This is a genomic window from Morganella sp. TYF_1, from assembly GCF_043105645.1.
GTDB lineage: Bacteria > Pseudomonadota > Gammaproteobacteria > Enterobacterales > Enterobacteriaceae > Morganella > Morganella morganii_B.
This window is the reverse complement of sequence record NZ_JBICLU010000024.1, coordinates 49,679-64,643: the sequence shown is the minus strand read 5'-3', so window position 1 is coordinate 64,643 and position 14,965 is coordinate 49,679. Positions and strand designations below refer to the sequence as shown.

Sequence of the window (14,965 nt, the reverse complement as noted above, 5' to 3'; positions counted from 1 at the left end):
TGGAAATAAAAGTATGGTGGTATGTAATCCAGTGATGTTAAACAATTAAAAAAACCTGAAAATGAAAATGCGAAACCGGAAAACTAAGTGGACAAGGCCAGAGGACCTTATAAGCCACGTATAAATATTAATAATCGATTATGCTGTATCTTATCAGTTACTGATCGATGATGCCGACCATTTTGAGCATCAGGCCGGAGGTGAAGTGCTCCCCCGATAGTTGGACAACCAATTATCGGTTTTTTTTGCTTTCAGGCTTTTACCGTAAAGTGGAAATGATAGAAATCACTGCGGCAGATAGCCGTGCCGTATTCCAGCACCCGGCCCTGTTTGTCGCGGCTTCTGAGAATAATTTTCATCAGTGAGGCGGTCGGCGGAATAGAAAGCAGTTTCGCCTCTTCTTCTGACGGATGACAGATAGAGAGCGCATACTCCTGCATATCCGGCTCAATCCCCTGCGCCAGCCAGTGCGCATACAGAGAGCCGTCCAGCAGATCAGGGCGCGGCAGAAAAGCTTCCGGGATAAACATGGTTTCCAGCGAGACCGGAATATCATCCACCAGCCGGACACGTTTGATCACCGCCATGGTATCACCTGCGGATAATTCCAGTTCAGAGGCCAGTGAGTCCGGTACAGAGTCCAGCTGACGAATAAGCCAGCGGTTGGACACCTTGCCGCTGCCGGCGGCCTGTGCGGAAAAACCGCCGCCGGACAGGTTGTACTGCACCGGCAGATTAATCTGCGTGCCTTTGCCGTGATGTTTCACCACCAGCCCCTGTTTCAGCAGTAAGTCCAGTGCCTTCACCACCGTCACGCGGGATACCCCCAGCGATTGCGCTAAACGACGCTCAGACGGCAGAACACAACCGTGCGTCAGCTGCTTTTGTGTGATGGCTTCTTCAATCCCTTGTTTCAGCTGGAGATATAACGGAACGGTTGATTGCTGATCAAGCCTGTGCTGTAAAAAAGTGAGAAAATCATGTTCCACAAATAGGTTCCTGTCATGCTGCGGATAACGGCTGAAAACAGTGTAGCAACTTTTGTGTCCGCTATCACATACTGATTAAAATCAATTCAACTGGACTACAACTGGACTTATTTGTAGTCTATTATATACTCTATAACGATAAAGGCTCCACAGCCGTTTTATACCAATAATACAGTTTGTTGTTTTTCATTCATTCAACACCAGTCCAGATAATAATAAATGACACAATCAGCAGCAGTCCCGTTAAATGTGACAGAAAAACGTATTCTCGGTTGTCTTTACGGGCAGGCAACCGGAGATGCCATGGGCATGCCGTCGGAACTCTGGCCGAAGAGCCGGGTCCGCCAGCACTTCGGCTGGATTGATACCTTCCTGCCGGGCCCGGAGGAGAATATTGCCGCCAACGAGTTTGTTGCCGGGGAATTTACCGATGATACCAGTCAGTGTGTTGCTCTGATGGATGCCATTATTGAGGAGCACGGTGCGGTCGTCCCGCAGACGATCGCCCGTCACATCATGGCGTGGGCCACCCGGATAAAGGCATTTGAAAAAAATATTCTGGGGCCGACATCAAAAGCTGCGCTGAATGCCATACACCAGGGAATACCTTTAGATAAAATAGAGGCAAATGGTGTGACCAACGGTTCCGCGATGCGTGTCGCGCCTGTTGGTTGCCTGATGCCATCATATAATACAGATCGTTTTATTGAGCAGGTCAGGCTCTCCTGTCTGCCGACCCACAAATCCGATATCGCCATTGCCGGTGCTGTCGTGATTGCGCGGGCCGTCAGTCTGGCTGTTGAGGGCACTGACTGGTCTGCGATAAAACAGGCTGTCATACCGCTGGCTGACACTGTTCAGCGCCGGTTCGAATCCACCTTCAGCCCGCTGCTGGGACGGAGGATTATGTACGCCCTCAATGTGGTCCGCGGGCGTACGGACGAAGAACAGGCACTGACCGATCTCTATGAGATAGTCGGCGCCGGTATGGATAATATTGAATCTATCCCGTGTGCCATTGCACTCGCGGATTTAGCCAACACCAATCCCGTACGCTGTGCGGTACTGGCTGCAAATCTGGGCGGCGACACGGACACCATCGGTGCCATGGCGACGGCCATCTGCGGCGCAATTCACGGCATTGACAGTTTTGATGCTGACAGTATCGCATTGATAAATCATACAAATAATATCGATTTTACGCCGTATGCCCGCCGTCTGGCACAGTTCAGACAGGAGTATGCCGCGACGAACAGGATGATGTCATGAGTCAGCAATCTGCCCCTTCAGCGTTGAACAACACCGACCCGACCATCGAAGAACTGGGGATCGGCCTGATCCCCCCTTCCAGACAGACCAAAAAACCCGCCGAACTGTTCTTTGTCTGGTGTGCCGCTAATATCGGTATTCTCGGTGTGGTTTATGGCGCGATTATTGTGTCGTTCGGGCTTTCTTTCTTTCAGTCGGTTTTAGCGGCAGTGGTTGGTGTCGCCTCCTTTATTTTAGTGGGGATCACCAGTATCGCCGGTAAAATCGGCCGGACCACCACCCTCACCCTTTCCCGTGCCAGCTTCGGCAAAAGCGGCAATATCGCGCCGACGGCGTTCTGCTGGTTTAACCTGATGGGCTGGGAAGCGGTGAATATCATCACCGGCACTCTGACACTGGCCGCGCTGTTTACCGCCATCGGGCTGGGCAGCGGACACCTGATGACAGCCATCGCGCTGATACTGTTCGGCGGGCTGACAGTACTGGTCAGTATTCTCGGGCAGAACACCGTTTTGCTGATGCAGAAATGGATCACGCGAATTTTCGGGGCAATGACCCTATTTGTCGTGCTCTGGCTGCTGGCGACTGCAGACTGGCAGGCGCTGATCAACCGTCCTTCCGGTAGCTGGATCACCGGTTTCCTGCCTGCGGTGTCCATTATCGCCGCCGGCACCGGGATCAGCTGGGCGATTGCCGGGGCGGATTACAGCCGCGACCAGAGCCCGTCCTCATCCCACAGCCGTATTTTCGGCTCTGTGGTCGGCGGGGCTGCGCTTCCGCTGTTACTGCTGATCCTGACCGGTATTCTGCTGACCGCGCAACTGCCTGATCTGGCAGCGGAAGAAAACCCGATTGCCGCCATCGGCGGACTGCTGCCGTCCTGGATGGCGGTGCCGTATCTGGCTGCTGCGGTGGCGGGGATTGTCACTATCGCCGTCCTCAGCCTCTATTCCGCCAGTCTCAACCTGCTGAGCATGGGCATCAAACTCAAACAGCGCACCGCCGTTGCTCTTGATGGCGTGATTGTGCTGGCGATCGCGATTTATGTTCTGTTTGTTTCCGGTGATTTCCTTGGGCCGTTTATTTCATTCCTGGTGTTCTGCGGATTGTTCCTGGCTTCCTGGGCGGCGATTTTTATCACCGATTATTACTGTAAACATAAAACCGCCGGTTACGACGACGTTTCGCTCTACGGCGACACCGGGGTTATCTGGCCGACCTTCCTGTGCTGGCTCGGCGGCTCGGTTGCCGGGCTGCTGGTCACGAAAACCGGCTTTATTAACGGGCCGTTTGCCACCGGTGTGTTTGAAAATTCCAGTCTGGGGCTGTTTGTCTCCTTCCTGGTGAGCATGGCGGCGTACCGCCTGACACTGATGATGAAACCGGCACGGGGTTAAACGGAACAGATGGATGTATCGTTACTGACACCACAGCGCCCGGTCGTGGTTATCGGCGCGGCTTTCGGCGATGTGATGCTGGAAGTGAATGCCCTGCCGCACAGCGGGGATGATATCAGCGCCCTGCCGCTCGGGCAGCAGATCGGCGGCTGCGCCTTTAATGTCGCCCGTGCCCTGAGTCGTCTCGGCATTGTGCCGGTCAACGGTATTCCCGCCGGCAACGGCAGCTGGGGAAAACAAGTCACTGCCGCGATGGAAAAGGAAAATCTGCCGGTTCTGCTACGCCATCCGACGCACGATAACGGCTGGTGCCTGGCGCTGGTCGAGGAAAGCAAAGAACGCACATTCATCACCATCGAAGGCTGTGAACAGCACTGGAGTGAAGAACTGCTCGCGCAAATCCCGGTGCCGGACAATGCCCTGATTTATGTTTCCGGTTACGAGCTGGTCAGTCCGGAAAGCGCACCGCTGCGTAACTGGCTGCTGGCGCAGAGTGCGGATAAAACCCTGTTTGCGGATTTCGGTCCGCGTCTGCGGGACATTGATCCGGACTTTATTGAAAAGCTGCTGGCGAAAAAGCCGCTGCTGACCGTCAACCGTGACGAACTGGCACAGCTCAATCCGCAGGGCGGAAAACAGTCTGAGATACAGACAGACGATGCGCAGGCGTTTGCCGACAGCTATGGTCTGCCGCTAATCGCCCGCTTTGATAAAGAAGGTGCTGTGGTCTGTCAGCCGGGGCAGCAGCCGGTCAGCATCCCGGCATATACGGTGCCGGTGGCTGATACCATTGCCGCCGGAGACAGCCACTGCGCCGGTGTTCTCGCCGGTCTGGCCTGCGGACAACCGCTCACGGATGCCGTACAGACCGGTAATGCGGTGGCAGCCATTGTGGTCAGCCGTCCGGGATCTGACGGCGCCCCCACCCGCGCGGAGCTGAGTGAGTTTTTACATCATCACCCTTGAAACACCGCCCGTTTACCCGACAGCGATGTTCACTCAACCCCCGGATTACGGGGGTTTTTTATACGTAATATCCCGTCATTTTGCCTTTCTGTTCACAAAATCTCCGCCGGAAACGTGCATCCCCCAAAAGAACAATCTTTAATCATCCCTCAATACCTGTGTTGTATTCGTTACCAAAGGACTGATGATGAAGACCGATATCAAGCCACTCTACGGGAGCTGGAAAGCGGGGTTCGCCCTGGATAAACACACTGAATGGAGCAGACCGCTGGGTAAAAACAGTGCCGGGCACATGCAGTTTGATACCAAAAGAACAGAAGTGGGTGAAGCGCTGTACCGGCTGAAATATAAACAGGATTGGTCTCAGCTTGACCCGCTCGCCCGCTGCCTCTCAGATCATATAAAAGCCCGTTTTCCGGATGCCCGTTTCGTCCTTCCCATGCCCGCCTCCACCGCCCGTTCCCGCCAGCCGGTAACAGAAATTGTCCGGCTGGTTTCAGGCATGACGCGACTGCCGCATTTTGATCATTTGCTGCTGAAAGAATCCGGAGGTACACCGCTCAAAAATCTGACTGACAAGCAGGAAAAACTGGATGCCATCGGTGACCGCTATTCTGTTTTTGATCAAATTCAAAATGACGGGTGCTGGAATGTCGTGGTCATTGATGACCTGTACCATACCGGTGCATCACTGGAGTCAGCCTGTCAAGTTCTTCGCGGTTATAGTAAAGTGAACAACATTTATGTGGCGACACTCACCTGGAGACCGGCATGACGACGATTTTCGTCGCAGGATCGATTAAAATCAAAGTATTAGACCCGTTGGTCACTGAACGGCTGAAAAAAATAACCGCCCGGCATCTCCGTATTATTGTCGGTGATGCCGCCGGTGCGGATTCAGCCATTCAGCAATTTCTGAAACAATCCGGTTATCATCACGTCACTGTCTTCAGCAGCTCACCAACCCCGAGAAATAACCTCGGAAACTGGCCGGTGCAGGTGACAGAAACCCCTTATGCGCCGGGAAGCCGGGCATTTTTTACCGCGAAAGACTTAGCGATGGCCGCTGAAGCGGATTACGGACTGATGATCTGGGACAGCCGCAGCACCGGCACTCTCAGTAATGTGCTGGAATTATTACATCAGAAAAAATATTCCGTTGTTTTTATCCGCGATAAAAAACAGTTTATTGTTGTAAAATCACCGGATCAGCTCAGTGAACTGCTCAGTCATATGCCGCCGGATGCCTTTGCCGCCGCAGAAAAGAAAATTCAGCTATCCGAAAAAATCACCCGACTGAAAAACCGGCAAATCACGCTGTTCGGCTGATATCAGTAACTGATCGACGCCAGCAGGTCATCAATATTTTCGATCACTTCACGGCTGGCTTCTTCCATGGCCGTTAAATGCAGCTCCTCATCATGAAGTGAGCCCTGAGCCCTGGCTTCCAGCGCCAGACGCCCGGAAAGATGCACCAGCCGGTGCGGCCTTTCCAGCTTCCGGTAGGCATCATGACCGGTAAAGCGCTGTCCGTCGTCCGCGTAATACCATTTGCCGAGACGGCACTGTGTGTGGTCGTTAACCGATAAATCCGCGTTTCCGTCCAGCAGGCGGCGGTAGATATCCCCTTTCCAGACAACGTGATCCAGCTTGACGGTATTGAGAAACTGCTGAACCGCCACAAACCGGATGATCGCTTCCATCCGCGAGGAACTGGTGATCATATTCTGTAAGCGATCCTCGGCCTGCACCGCGATATCGCGGATGCTGCTCACCAGCTTCTGGTTATCTTCCGCATCCGTATAAATCGCTTTGGCATGTGATTTTATTTTGCCGGTAAAGGCAGTGATATTGACGGCTTCGTCCTGAATTTCACCGGATAACTGTTTTATCTCACGGGCAATCACTGAAAACCCGGCTCCCCGGCTGCCGACATGAGACGCTTCAATCGCCGAGTTAACCGCCAGCAGATTAGTCTGGTTGGCAAGGCGTTCGATATTATTAATGTTCTGATTAATCTGTCCCAGCACAGAGACCAGTTTTTGCGTGTAATCAAGCCCCTTATCCGCGTGCTCACTGATATCATCAAGCACACTGCACAGCTCCTGCATATAGCGGCGTGTTTCGCTGTTATGCAGCGCGATTTCATCCAGTGTGCCCTGCTCCCCGGCAAGCCGGGTGCCGGAATCCAGCAGGGAGTTGCGGATAATCTCTATCGTCGCGATCCCATCCAGCAAATGACGGCACAGAATTTCACCGTGATAGTGCTGCTGTTCATCCGTATTTCCCGTCATCACGTGCTCTGACGGTGCCGGATAAACCGCCGGTTCCTCCCAGAAGACAACGGGCTGTTTTTTCTGTAAAAACATCCATTTTTTCATTATATTCAGCATGTTAATTCCGGTTAAGACAGATAATACAACTCAGGGAAATAGCGCAGATTGCCGCCGGGGTCACATTGACTATCGGCGGAAAAAACAGAGGCTTTATGCAGATGGCGGGGAGTGATAAAAACGGCAGCGGATTTTAATAACCCGCTGCCGGAGAGTGAAAACAGCGATGTTACAGGAAGGCGAAGAATAACATACCGACGATGGCACCGGTGGTGCCGAGGATGGTTTCCATCAGCGTCCAGGTTTTCAGGGTTTGTGCTTCCGTCGCGCCGGTAAATTTCCCGAACAGCCAGAAACCGGAGTCGTTCACGTGGCTCAGTACAATAGAGCCGCCCGCGATACAGACAGACAATGCCGCCAGCTGTGCGCCGGAATAGCCCAGCTCACCGATAACCGGTAATACCAGACCAACGGTGGTCAGACAGGCAACGGTTGCAGAGCCCTGGATCACACGGACGGCAGCGGAGAGAACAAAACAGGCAGCCGCAATCGGCAGCCCCGCACCAATCAGGGATTCACCCAGCGCCGGACCCACACCGGAATCCACCAGCACCTGTTTGAACACACCACCGGCACCGGTCACCAGCAGGATAATCCCGGCCGGCTGAATAGCGGCAGAGCAGATTTCCATGACTTTATTGCGGCTCATGCCACGGCGGATTGCCAGGCCATAAATCGCCACCAGACAGGCAATCAGGATCGCCAGGAACGGGTGTCCGATAAACACCAGCCAGGCGTGCAGTTTTGAATCCGGATCCACCATCGGCGCGGCAATGGTTTTCAGACCGACCAGCACCAGCGGGAACAGTACCAGCGCCAGGCTCAGGCCGAACGACGGCATTTTACTCTGCCCGATGCTCGGTTCAGTCAAATCTTCCGGCAACTCCAGGGTGACAAACTTACTGATAAAGTTACCGAACAGCGGGCCTGCCAGGATCATGCCCGGGATCGCCGCACACAGGCCGATCAGGATCATCCAGCCGAAATCCGCATCCATCTGGTCTGCCAGCAGCATCGGGGTCGGTCCCGGCAGCAGGAAGCAGGCCGCCGCCGCCACACCGGCAAACAGTGGGATAGCCAGGCGCACCACATTACCGCCGGTCCGGCGGGCAACGGCGAAAACCACGCCGATCAGCAGCACAATCGCCACATCAAAGAACAGCGGCAGCGCACAGATAAGCCCGGCGATCCCCAGCGCGTAGTGCGCCCGTTTTTCACCGAAGGCGTTAAGCAGCTTCACGGCTATCTGGTCGAGTGCGCCGGTTTCATGCAGGATTTTGCCGAACATCGCCCCGAGCGCGACCACTATCGCCAGGAAACCAAGTGTGCCGCCCATACCGTTTTGCATGGTCTGTGTGATCTGCTCCAGCGGCATGCCGGAGAACAGCCCCGCGCCGATAGCCACAATCATCAGCGCCACAAAGGCGTGCAGCCGTGCGACCATCACCAGGAACAGCAGCAGTAATACCGACCCGGCGGCAGTTAACACCAGAGTTAATGTTGTCATGACTGACCTCCGGAAACCTGTCTGATAATCTGAACCGCGCCCGCAATCACATCCTCAAGCGGCGGCTGAATGTCCAGCACCTGCACATCCGGCTCTGCGGCAGTGTCCGGTGCTTCTAAGGTATCGAACTGAGTGATCAGCATTTCCGGTTTGAAGAAATGCCCTTTGCGGGCTTTCAGGCGGCTTTCGATCAGATCAAAATCCCCTTTCAGCCAGATAAATGACAGGTTTTTGTTCTGACGGCGCAGGATATCGCGGTAGCTTTTTTTCAGGGCCGAACAGACAATCACCGAAAGCTCATTGGTCCGCTGCATAGCAAAAATCGCGTCATTGATGGCTTTCAGCCACGGTTCGCGATCGGCATCATTCAGCGGGTGCCCGGCTGCCATTTTTTCGATATTGGCACGCGGATGCAGGTAATCCCCGTCCAGAAAGGCCGCATTCAGCCCGGTTGCAACCCCGTTAGCCACAGCGGATTTTCCGCAGCCGGAAACCCCCATCAAAACAAAGGCGTGATGTGGTTTTTGGCTATCACTCATAACAATTCCTCTTATGCGGTCATTATCACCGGACATGTTACCGGTAACTATTACCGGTAACATTACCAACGGATATGGTTACAATGCAATCAAACACTGTTTTCAGATGAATAAATTGTGACAGTTATCTCAAACGAAATACCTGTCACTTCAGGAAGGGCCGGGAGCCGTTAAATACTCTCTCCCGGTAATAATTCGAAGCCGACATTCACTATCTGCTGAGGCGGCAGTTCACCGCGCAGACGCGCCAGCAGCACTTCTGCCGCACGGCGGCCCATCAGGTCACGCGGTGTGAGAACACTTGCCAGTTTCGGGGTCATCACACGACCGACATCATGGCCGTGGAACCCGGCAACCGCCAGATCCTGCGGAATGCGGATCCCGAGACGCTGACACTCAAAAATAGCACCGATCGCAAGGTCATCGTTGGTACAAAACAGCCCGTCAGCATCCGGATAATCGGCTCTGACCTGGTGCAGTTGTCTCGCCCCCAGCGAATAGGATGAACTTTCCTGTGTCATCACATTGCCCGGTTCAAGCCCGGCGTCCCGCATGGCCTGTTCATAACCCTGAAGGCGCATGAATGTCCGTTCGTCATGACGTGCGCCGAGGTAAATCACACGGCGGCAGCCGCGTGTAATCATGGCCTGTGTCATTTCAAATGCAGCGAGCCGGTTATCCAGCCCGACGGCGGAATCATAGCAGGGGGAGACGCTGTCCATCAGCTCAACCACCGGAATGCCGGCGGTAGCCAGCATTTTCAGGGTGCGCGGGGTGTGGGTACGTTCGGCCAGGATCAGGCCGTCAATATTGTAGGACAACAGGGAGACCAGGCGATCTTCTTCTTTCTCCGCCTGATAGCCGTAGTGCGCCAGCATCGTCTGATACCCGGCGGCATCTGTCACGGTTTCGATACCGCGGATCACTTCCGCAAACACCTGGTTGGTCAGCGAGGGCAGCAGCACGCCGATAGCCCGGCTGGTGGCGTTGGATAAAATATCCGGCACCCGGTTCGGAATATACCCCAGTTCATCGAGGGTACGGGCAATGGTGCCGCGCAGTTTTTCGGAAACCTGTTCAGGGTTACGTAAAAAGCGGCTGATAGTCATTTTGGTTACACCAACGCGGTCAGCCACGTCCTGTAACGAAGGGCGTTTTTTCTTCATAGTGCTTATCTTAATACAGACTGGTCTGTGTGTCGTCATATCCCGCCAAAAGAGGCCGTAGTTATACCGTATTCCACCCGGAATTTTACCTTGTTTTGACTTACTTCCCTATTTACCGCTGATTTTATTGACTCACCTCATGCTCTGCGCTAACGTCCCGCTGTATAACAATACATATAACGATAACGACGACTGATCACGATGACACTTAACCGCCTCTGTTCCGGATTTCTTTTCTGCTGCGCACTGCTGTTCACTTTCCCGGCATTGTCAGCCGCTGCCGCGCCGGAAACCGCCTCTCAGGTCTTTATTTATGGTCAGCTTCCGCCGCCGGAGGCCATTCACCGTGTGGTCAGCAGCGGCCCGCCAACTGATCAGCTGCTGTTTGCGGTCGCCCCGGAAAAACTGCCCGGCTTCGCCTCCCTGTCGGTAAAAAACAGCCCGTATTTTGCGCCCCGCTGGCGCGCGCTGCCGGTCACCGGACGCCTCTCCGGACGCGGCAGTACCCTCTCCCCGGAAGCCCTGCTGGCACTGGCACCGGATGTGATTGTTGACAGCGGACTGACCGATGACACTTACCGCTCTCAGGCCGCCCGTTTCAGCCGCCAGACCGGTATTCCGTATATTCTGTTGTCCGGTAATCTGACACAAACGCCGGATCTGCTGCGTCAGGCCGGTGCATTGCTGGGGGAAACAGAACGCACGGAACAACAGGCACAGCTGGCAGATAAATGGCTGCGGGATGCTGCCGCTTTTGCTGATCGTCAGACACACAACCGCCGTTTTTATCTGGCACGCGGTGCAAAAGGTCTGCAAACCGGCCTGCGCGGCTCCATTCACAGCGAAGCCCCGGAATTGCTGGGGTTTGAGAATGTCGCGGATGTCCCGGATATGCAGGGGCTGGCGGAAGTCTCTTTCGAGCAGTTACTGCAGTGGAACCCGGATTTTATTATCGCCCAGGATGCCGTGACGTATGATGCGATTATGCAGGGTGAGGTCTGGCAGAGCCTGGATGCGGTGAAGAATAAGCAGGTCTTTTACTATGCCGGGCTGCCGTCCGGCTGGCTCGACAGCCCGCCGGGACTGAACCGGTTATTAGGGCTGCGCCGCCTTCAGGCACAGTTTGACCCGGAGAGTGCCGATCTGAAAGCAGACACCGGTTTGTTTTTCAGTCTGTTTTATCACTCGCCGCTATCGGAGGCACAGATTAACAGTCTGTTATCCGCCCGATGACCACCTCCGCCAAAACCCTGTTACTGCTTGTGCTGCTGGTGCTGGTCACTGGTATTGCCCTGAATGTTGGTAAGTTCTCACTAACTCCGCAGCAACTGTGGGACGTGGTGACAGCGAAAATTACCGGCAACAGCGGTGCGGACGATCCGGCGCTGAGCCGCGATATGACCGTCTTCTGGCAAATCCGTCTGCCGCGCATTGCCGCCGCGCTGATCATCGGCGGCGGGCTGGCTATCGCCGGGGCAGCGTATCAGGGCATGTTCCGTAACCCGCTGGTTTCACCGGATATTCTGGGCGTTTCCGCCGGGGCGGGGGTTGGTGCGATCCTCGGGATTTTTGCCGGTCAGTCAATGCTCACTATCCAGCTGTTCGCCTTTACCGGCGGGCTGTGTGTGGTTGCCCTGGTCTATTCTGTCGCCCGGCTGGCGCGTCAGCATGATCCGGTACTGTCACTGGTGCTGGTCGGGATCGCCGTCAGCGCCCTGTGCGGCTCTGCCATTTCCCTGATGAAAATTCTGGCCGATCCCTATACCCAGCTGCCTGCTATGACCTTCTGGCTGCTCGGCGGCCTGTCCGCGATTTCACCTGATGATATTAAAACCACCGCTCCGCTGATCGTTGCCGGGATGGTGCCGCTTCTGCTGCTGCGCTGGCGCATGAACCTGCTCAGCCTGAGTGATGAGGAAGCCCGCGCACTCGGGCTGAATGTCACCGTGACGCGGCTGATTTTTATTGCTTCAGCCACCCTGATCACCGCCAGTGCGGTCTCCGTCGCGGGGATTATCGGCTGGCTCGGACTGATTGTCCCGCATATCACCCGTTTGTTAGTGGGTGCCAACTTCAGCCACCAGCTGCCGGTATCTCTGCTGATCGGTGCCATTATGCTGCTGCTGACAGACACGCTGGCACGCACCATTGCCCCGATTGAACTGCCGCTCGGCATTCTGACCTCTGCGGTCGGCGCACCTTTCTTTATTTTTCTGCTGTTGCAGACCCGGAGGAACGGATGAGCGATGTCCTGACCACCCGCGGCCTGGCGGTCGGCTACGGAGATAAGTTAATACTCACTGACATCAATCTGCAATTGCATCAGGGAGAAATTATTTGTCTGCTCGGTGCCAATGGCTGCGGTAAAACCACACTGATGAAAACCCTGCTCGGCCTGTTACCGCCGAAAGCCGGGGAAATCCGCATTGATAACACACCGCTGCGTGACTGGAGTGCCGCCGCACTCGCCCGCCGCGTTGCCTATGTACCGCAGGCACACAACATGCCATTTTCTTTCCGTGTGGCGGATATGGTTGCTCTCGGACGCAGTGCCCATCTCTCTCTGTTTGCCGCCCCCGGACGCGCCGAACGGCAGATGGCAGAGCAGGAACTGGCCCACCTGGGGATCGCCCATCTGGCACAACGCGCCTATTCCTGCCTGAGCGGCGGGGAAAAACAGCTGGTACTGATTGCCCGCGCCCTGATACAACAGCCGGGACTGCTGATTATGGATGAACCAGCGGCCAGCCTCGATTTCGGCAATCAGATAAAATTACTTAATAAAATCGAACAGTTACGTGAGAGAGGGATCACCGTGCTGATGTCCACCCACCACCCGCAGCATGCGGCAGCCGTGGCGGACAGTATCGTAATGCTCAGCAAAGACGGCCCCGCCTGCCAGGATAAACCTGCTGCGCTGCTCACACCGGAAACCCTGGCGGCACTCTATCATGTGACACCAGAACATATTGCTGCCCACTTCGCGCAGCCAGCTTATAAAGGATGCTCATGACTATTGATGATATCGATTTCGCACAACTCTACCGCGACCATCTCGCACAGGCCGAACGCACCCGCAAAGATCCGGAACACTGGGATAAACGTGCGGAGAAAATGGCACAAAACTGTGCGAACCCCGCCGATCCGTACCTGATCCGCTTTAAAGAGATTGTCGATACCACCGGCGCAAAAACCCTGCTGGATGTCGGCTGCGGGCCGGGCTCTGTCGCGTTACAGCTGGCGGACAGCTTTGAGCAGGTCACCGGCATTGATTACAGCGAAGGAATGCTGAAAGTCGCGCGCCAGCGGGCAGAGACTCAGGGCTGTTCACACGTCACTTTCCGCCACTGCGCCTGGGAAGATGACTGGTCAGCCCTGCCGCCGTGCGATATCGCAGTGGCCTCCCGCTCCACACTGGTGATGGATTTACAGGCCGCGCTGCTGAAACTGAACCGCCATGCACGGCTGCGGGTTTACACCACTCACACTGTCAGCCCGACATTTGTCGATATCCGCGTGATCCGCGCCATCGGGCGCACGCCGGTCACGCTGCCGACCTATATTTACGCGGTGAATATCCTCAACCAGCTTGGTATTCATCCCGATGTGGAATTTATCCGCAGCCCGAACTGCCAGAGCCGCGACAATATGACCTTTGAGCAGTTTGCCGAAGGGGTGGTCTGGTCGCTGGGACAGCTTGATGACCATGAAATGACGCTGCTGCGCCGCTATTACGACCAACAGGCGGCAGACGGCCTGCCGGTGGTACCCGCCACCCGCGACTGGGCCATGGTGTCCTGGAATGTGGTACCGGAATCGTCCCTGCTGCTGCCGGGAGGCCGGAAGTGATCTACTACAGTGATGCCTTTATGGACAACCTCCTGCTGGAGGATATTCATTACGGCGATCTCACCACCCGCGCACTCGGCATCGGCGCACAGAGCGGGGAAATGCACTTTTCCCGCAAGCAGGCCGGTTATGTCAGCGGGCTGACATTGGGTCAGAAATTACTGGAAAAACTCGGCTTACAGACACAATTACACGCGAACGACGGCGATCATACCGAAGCCGGTACCCTGTTACTGACCGCAACCGGTCGCGCGGAAGCGCTGCATCAGGGCTGGAAGATGGTCCAGAATGTAATTGAGTGGAGCAGCGGCGTGACACAGATGACCCGCTGCATGGTGGATACCCTTCGTCAGTATCAGCCGGACGCACAGCTGGCCTGCACCCGTAAAAATATCCCCGGCACCAAACTGCTGGCAACCGCTGCTGTACTGGCAGGGAAAGGCATCATCCACCGTCAGGGCTGCGCGGAAACTATCCTGCTGTTTGCCAATCACCGCCGTTTCCTGGCAGAGCCGGAAAACTGGTGTGCGGCGATTGCCGCATTGCGCCGTGAAGCGCCGGAAAAGGCCATTATTGCCGAGGCGGATAACCCGGATGAAGCTTATCAGGCGCTGAAAGGCTGCCCGGATGTGCTGCAGCTGGATAAATTCAGTCCTGATGATATCCGCCGTCTCGTTAAAGATGCGGCGGTGCTGGCACCGGGCTGCACACTGTCGGTTGCCGGCGGACTGAATGCAGAAACCATCGGGCAGTATGCGGATACCGGCGTGAAGCTGTTTGTCACGTCTGCGCCGTATTATGCGTCCCCTGCGGACATTAAAGTCCGGTTATATCCGCGCTGACGGAAAACCGCACAACCTTATAGTGAGTTAAGGGATAAACCGGTCAGG

15 protein-coding genes are annotated in these 14,965 nt (G+C 55.3%); 10 read left to right on the top strand and 5 right to left on the bottom strand.

Going from position 1 to position 14,965, the window contains the following annotated elements; genetic code table 11:
* Positions 1–251 precede the first annotated feature (251 nt).
* On the bottom strand, positions 252–989 hold the full coding sequence (locus ACF8OF_RS11490) for a GntR family transcriptional regulator (RefSeq protein ID WP_392496704.1): 738 nt from the start codon (positions 987–989) through the stop codon (positions 252–254).
* Between the two features lie 249 nt (positions 990–1,238).
* Between ACF8OF_RS11490 and ACF8OF_RS11485 the strand changes: the two genes are divergently transcribed.
* The 5 genes from ACF8OF_RS11485 to ACF8OF_RS11465 all read left to right on the top strand — a co-directional run bounded on the left by ACF8OF_RS11485 (position 1,239) and on the right by ACF8OF_RS11465 (position 5,950).
* A complete protein-coding gene (locus ACF8OF_RS11485) occupies positions 1,239–2,258 on the top strand; it encodes an ADP-ribosylglycohydrolase family protein (RefSeq protein ID WP_238153288.1) in 1,020 nt (339 codons plus the stop codon).
* Positions 2,255–3,655 carry a purine-cytosine permease family protein gene (locus ACF8OF_RS11480; RefSeq protein WP_392496703.1) on the top strand — a complete coding sequence of 467 codons (1,401 nt, stop codon included), beginning with the start codon at positions 2,255–2,257 and terminating at the stop codon, positions 3,653–3,655. The genes ACF8OF_RS11485 and ACF8OF_RS11480 overlap by 4 nt, the downstream gene beginning before the upstream one ends.
* Before the next feature lie 9 nt (positions 3,656–3,664).
* Positions 3,665–4,621: a PfkB family carbohydrate kinase gene (locus ACF8OF_RS11475; RefSeq protein WP_392496701.1), complete on the top strand. Its 957-nt coding sequence runs from the start codon at positions 3,665–3,667 to the stop codon at positions 4,619–4,621.
* Positions 4,622–4,805: 184 nt separating this feature from the next.
* Positions 4,806–5,396 carry a ComF family protein gene (locus ACF8OF_RS11470; protein ID WP_262860127.1) on the top strand — a complete coding sequence of 197 codons (591 nt, stop codon included), beginning with the start codon at positions 4,806–4,808 and terminating at the stop codon, positions 5,394–5,396.
* Positions 5,393–5,950: a hypothetical protein gene (locus ACF8OF_RS11465; RefSeq protein WP_392496700.1), complete on the top strand. Its 558-nt coding sequence runs from the start codon at positions 5,393–5,395 to the stop codon at positions 5,948–5,950. Before ACF8OF_RS11470 ends, ACF8OF_RS11465 begins: the two co-directional genes overlap by 4 nt.
* 2 nt (positions 5,951–5,952) lie before the next feature.
* Here ACF8OF_RS11465 and ACF8OF_RS11460 read toward each other — a convergent pair whose 3' ends face one another.
* The 4 genes from ACF8OF_RS11460 to gntR form a co-directional block, all read right to left on the bottom strand.
* Positions 5,953–7,014: a methyl-accepting chemotaxis protein gene (locus tag ACF8OF_RS11460; protein ID WP_392496698.1), complete on the bottom strand. Its 1,062-nt coding sequence runs from the start codon at positions 7,012–7,014 to the stop codon at positions 5,953–5,955.
* Positions 7,015–7,183: 169 nt separating this feature from the next.
* Complete coding sequence (gntU, locus tag ACF8OF_RS11455; protein WP_262860130.1) at positions 7,184–8,521, bottom strand: gluconate transporter; 1,338 nt, start codon at positions 8,519–8,521, stop codon at positions 7,184–7,186.
* A complete protein-coding gene (gene gntK, locus ACF8OF_RS11450; protein WP_262860131.1) occupies positions 8,518–9,060 on the bottom strand; it encodes a gluconokinase in 543 nt (180 codons plus the stop codon). Before gntK ends, gntU begins: the two co-directional genes overlap by 4 nt.
* A gap of 170 nt (positions 9,061–9,230) precedes the next feature.
* Positions 9,231–10,226, bottom strand: coding sequence for a gluconate operon transcriptional repressor GntR (gene gntR, locus ACF8OF_RS11445; protein ID WP_262860132.1), 996 nt, complete (start codon positions 10,224–10,226; stop codon positions 9,231–9,233).
* A 201-nt stretch (positions 10,227–10,427) separates the two neighbouring features.
* On the opposite strand from gntR, the gene ACF8OF_RS11440 reads away from it, so the two are divergent.
* Genes ACF8OF_RS11440 through modD form a run of 5 tightly spaced genes read left to right on the top strand, consistent with a single transcriptional unit; the run spans position 10,428 to position 14,917 of the window.
* Entirely contained in the window at positions 10,428–11,459 is a 1,032-nt protein-coding gene (locus tag ACF8OF_RS11440) for an ABC transporter substrate-binding protein (protein ID WP_392496697.1), read from the top strand.
* Complete coding sequence (locus tag ACF8OF_RS11435) at positions 11,456–12,469, top strand: iron ABC transporter permease (protein ID WP_262862363.1); 1,014 nt, start codon at positions 11,456–11,458, stop codon at positions 12,467–12,469. The genes ACF8OF_RS11440 and ACF8OF_RS11435 overlap by 4 nt, the downstream gene beginning before the upstream one ends.
* The gene (locus ACF8OF_RS11430; protein WP_392496696.1) at positions 12,466–13,239 is read left to right on the top strand and encodes an ABC transporter ATP-binding protein; all 774 of its coding nucleotides are present in this window, start codon (positions 12,466–12,468) and stop codon (positions 13,237–13,239) included. Before ACF8OF_RS11435 ends, ACF8OF_RS11430 begins: the two co-directional genes overlap by 4 nt.
* Positions 13,236–14,075, top strand: a complete 840-nt coding sequence (locus ACF8OF_RS11425) for a class I SAM-dependent methyltransferase (protein ID WP_262864193.1) — start codon at positions 13,236–13,238, stop codon at positions 14,073–14,075. The genes ACF8OF_RS11430 and ACF8OF_RS11425 overlap by 4 nt, the downstream gene beginning before the upstream one ends.
* The gene (modD, locus tag ACF8OF_RS11420; protein WP_392496695.1) at positions 14,072–14,917 is read left to right on the top strand and encodes a ModD protein; all 846 of its coding nucleotides are present in this window, start codon (positions 14,072–14,074) and stop codon (positions 14,915–14,917) included. Before ACF8OF_RS11425 ends, modD begins: the two co-directional genes overlap by 4 nt.
* Positions 14,918–14,965 lie beyond the last annotated feature (48 nt).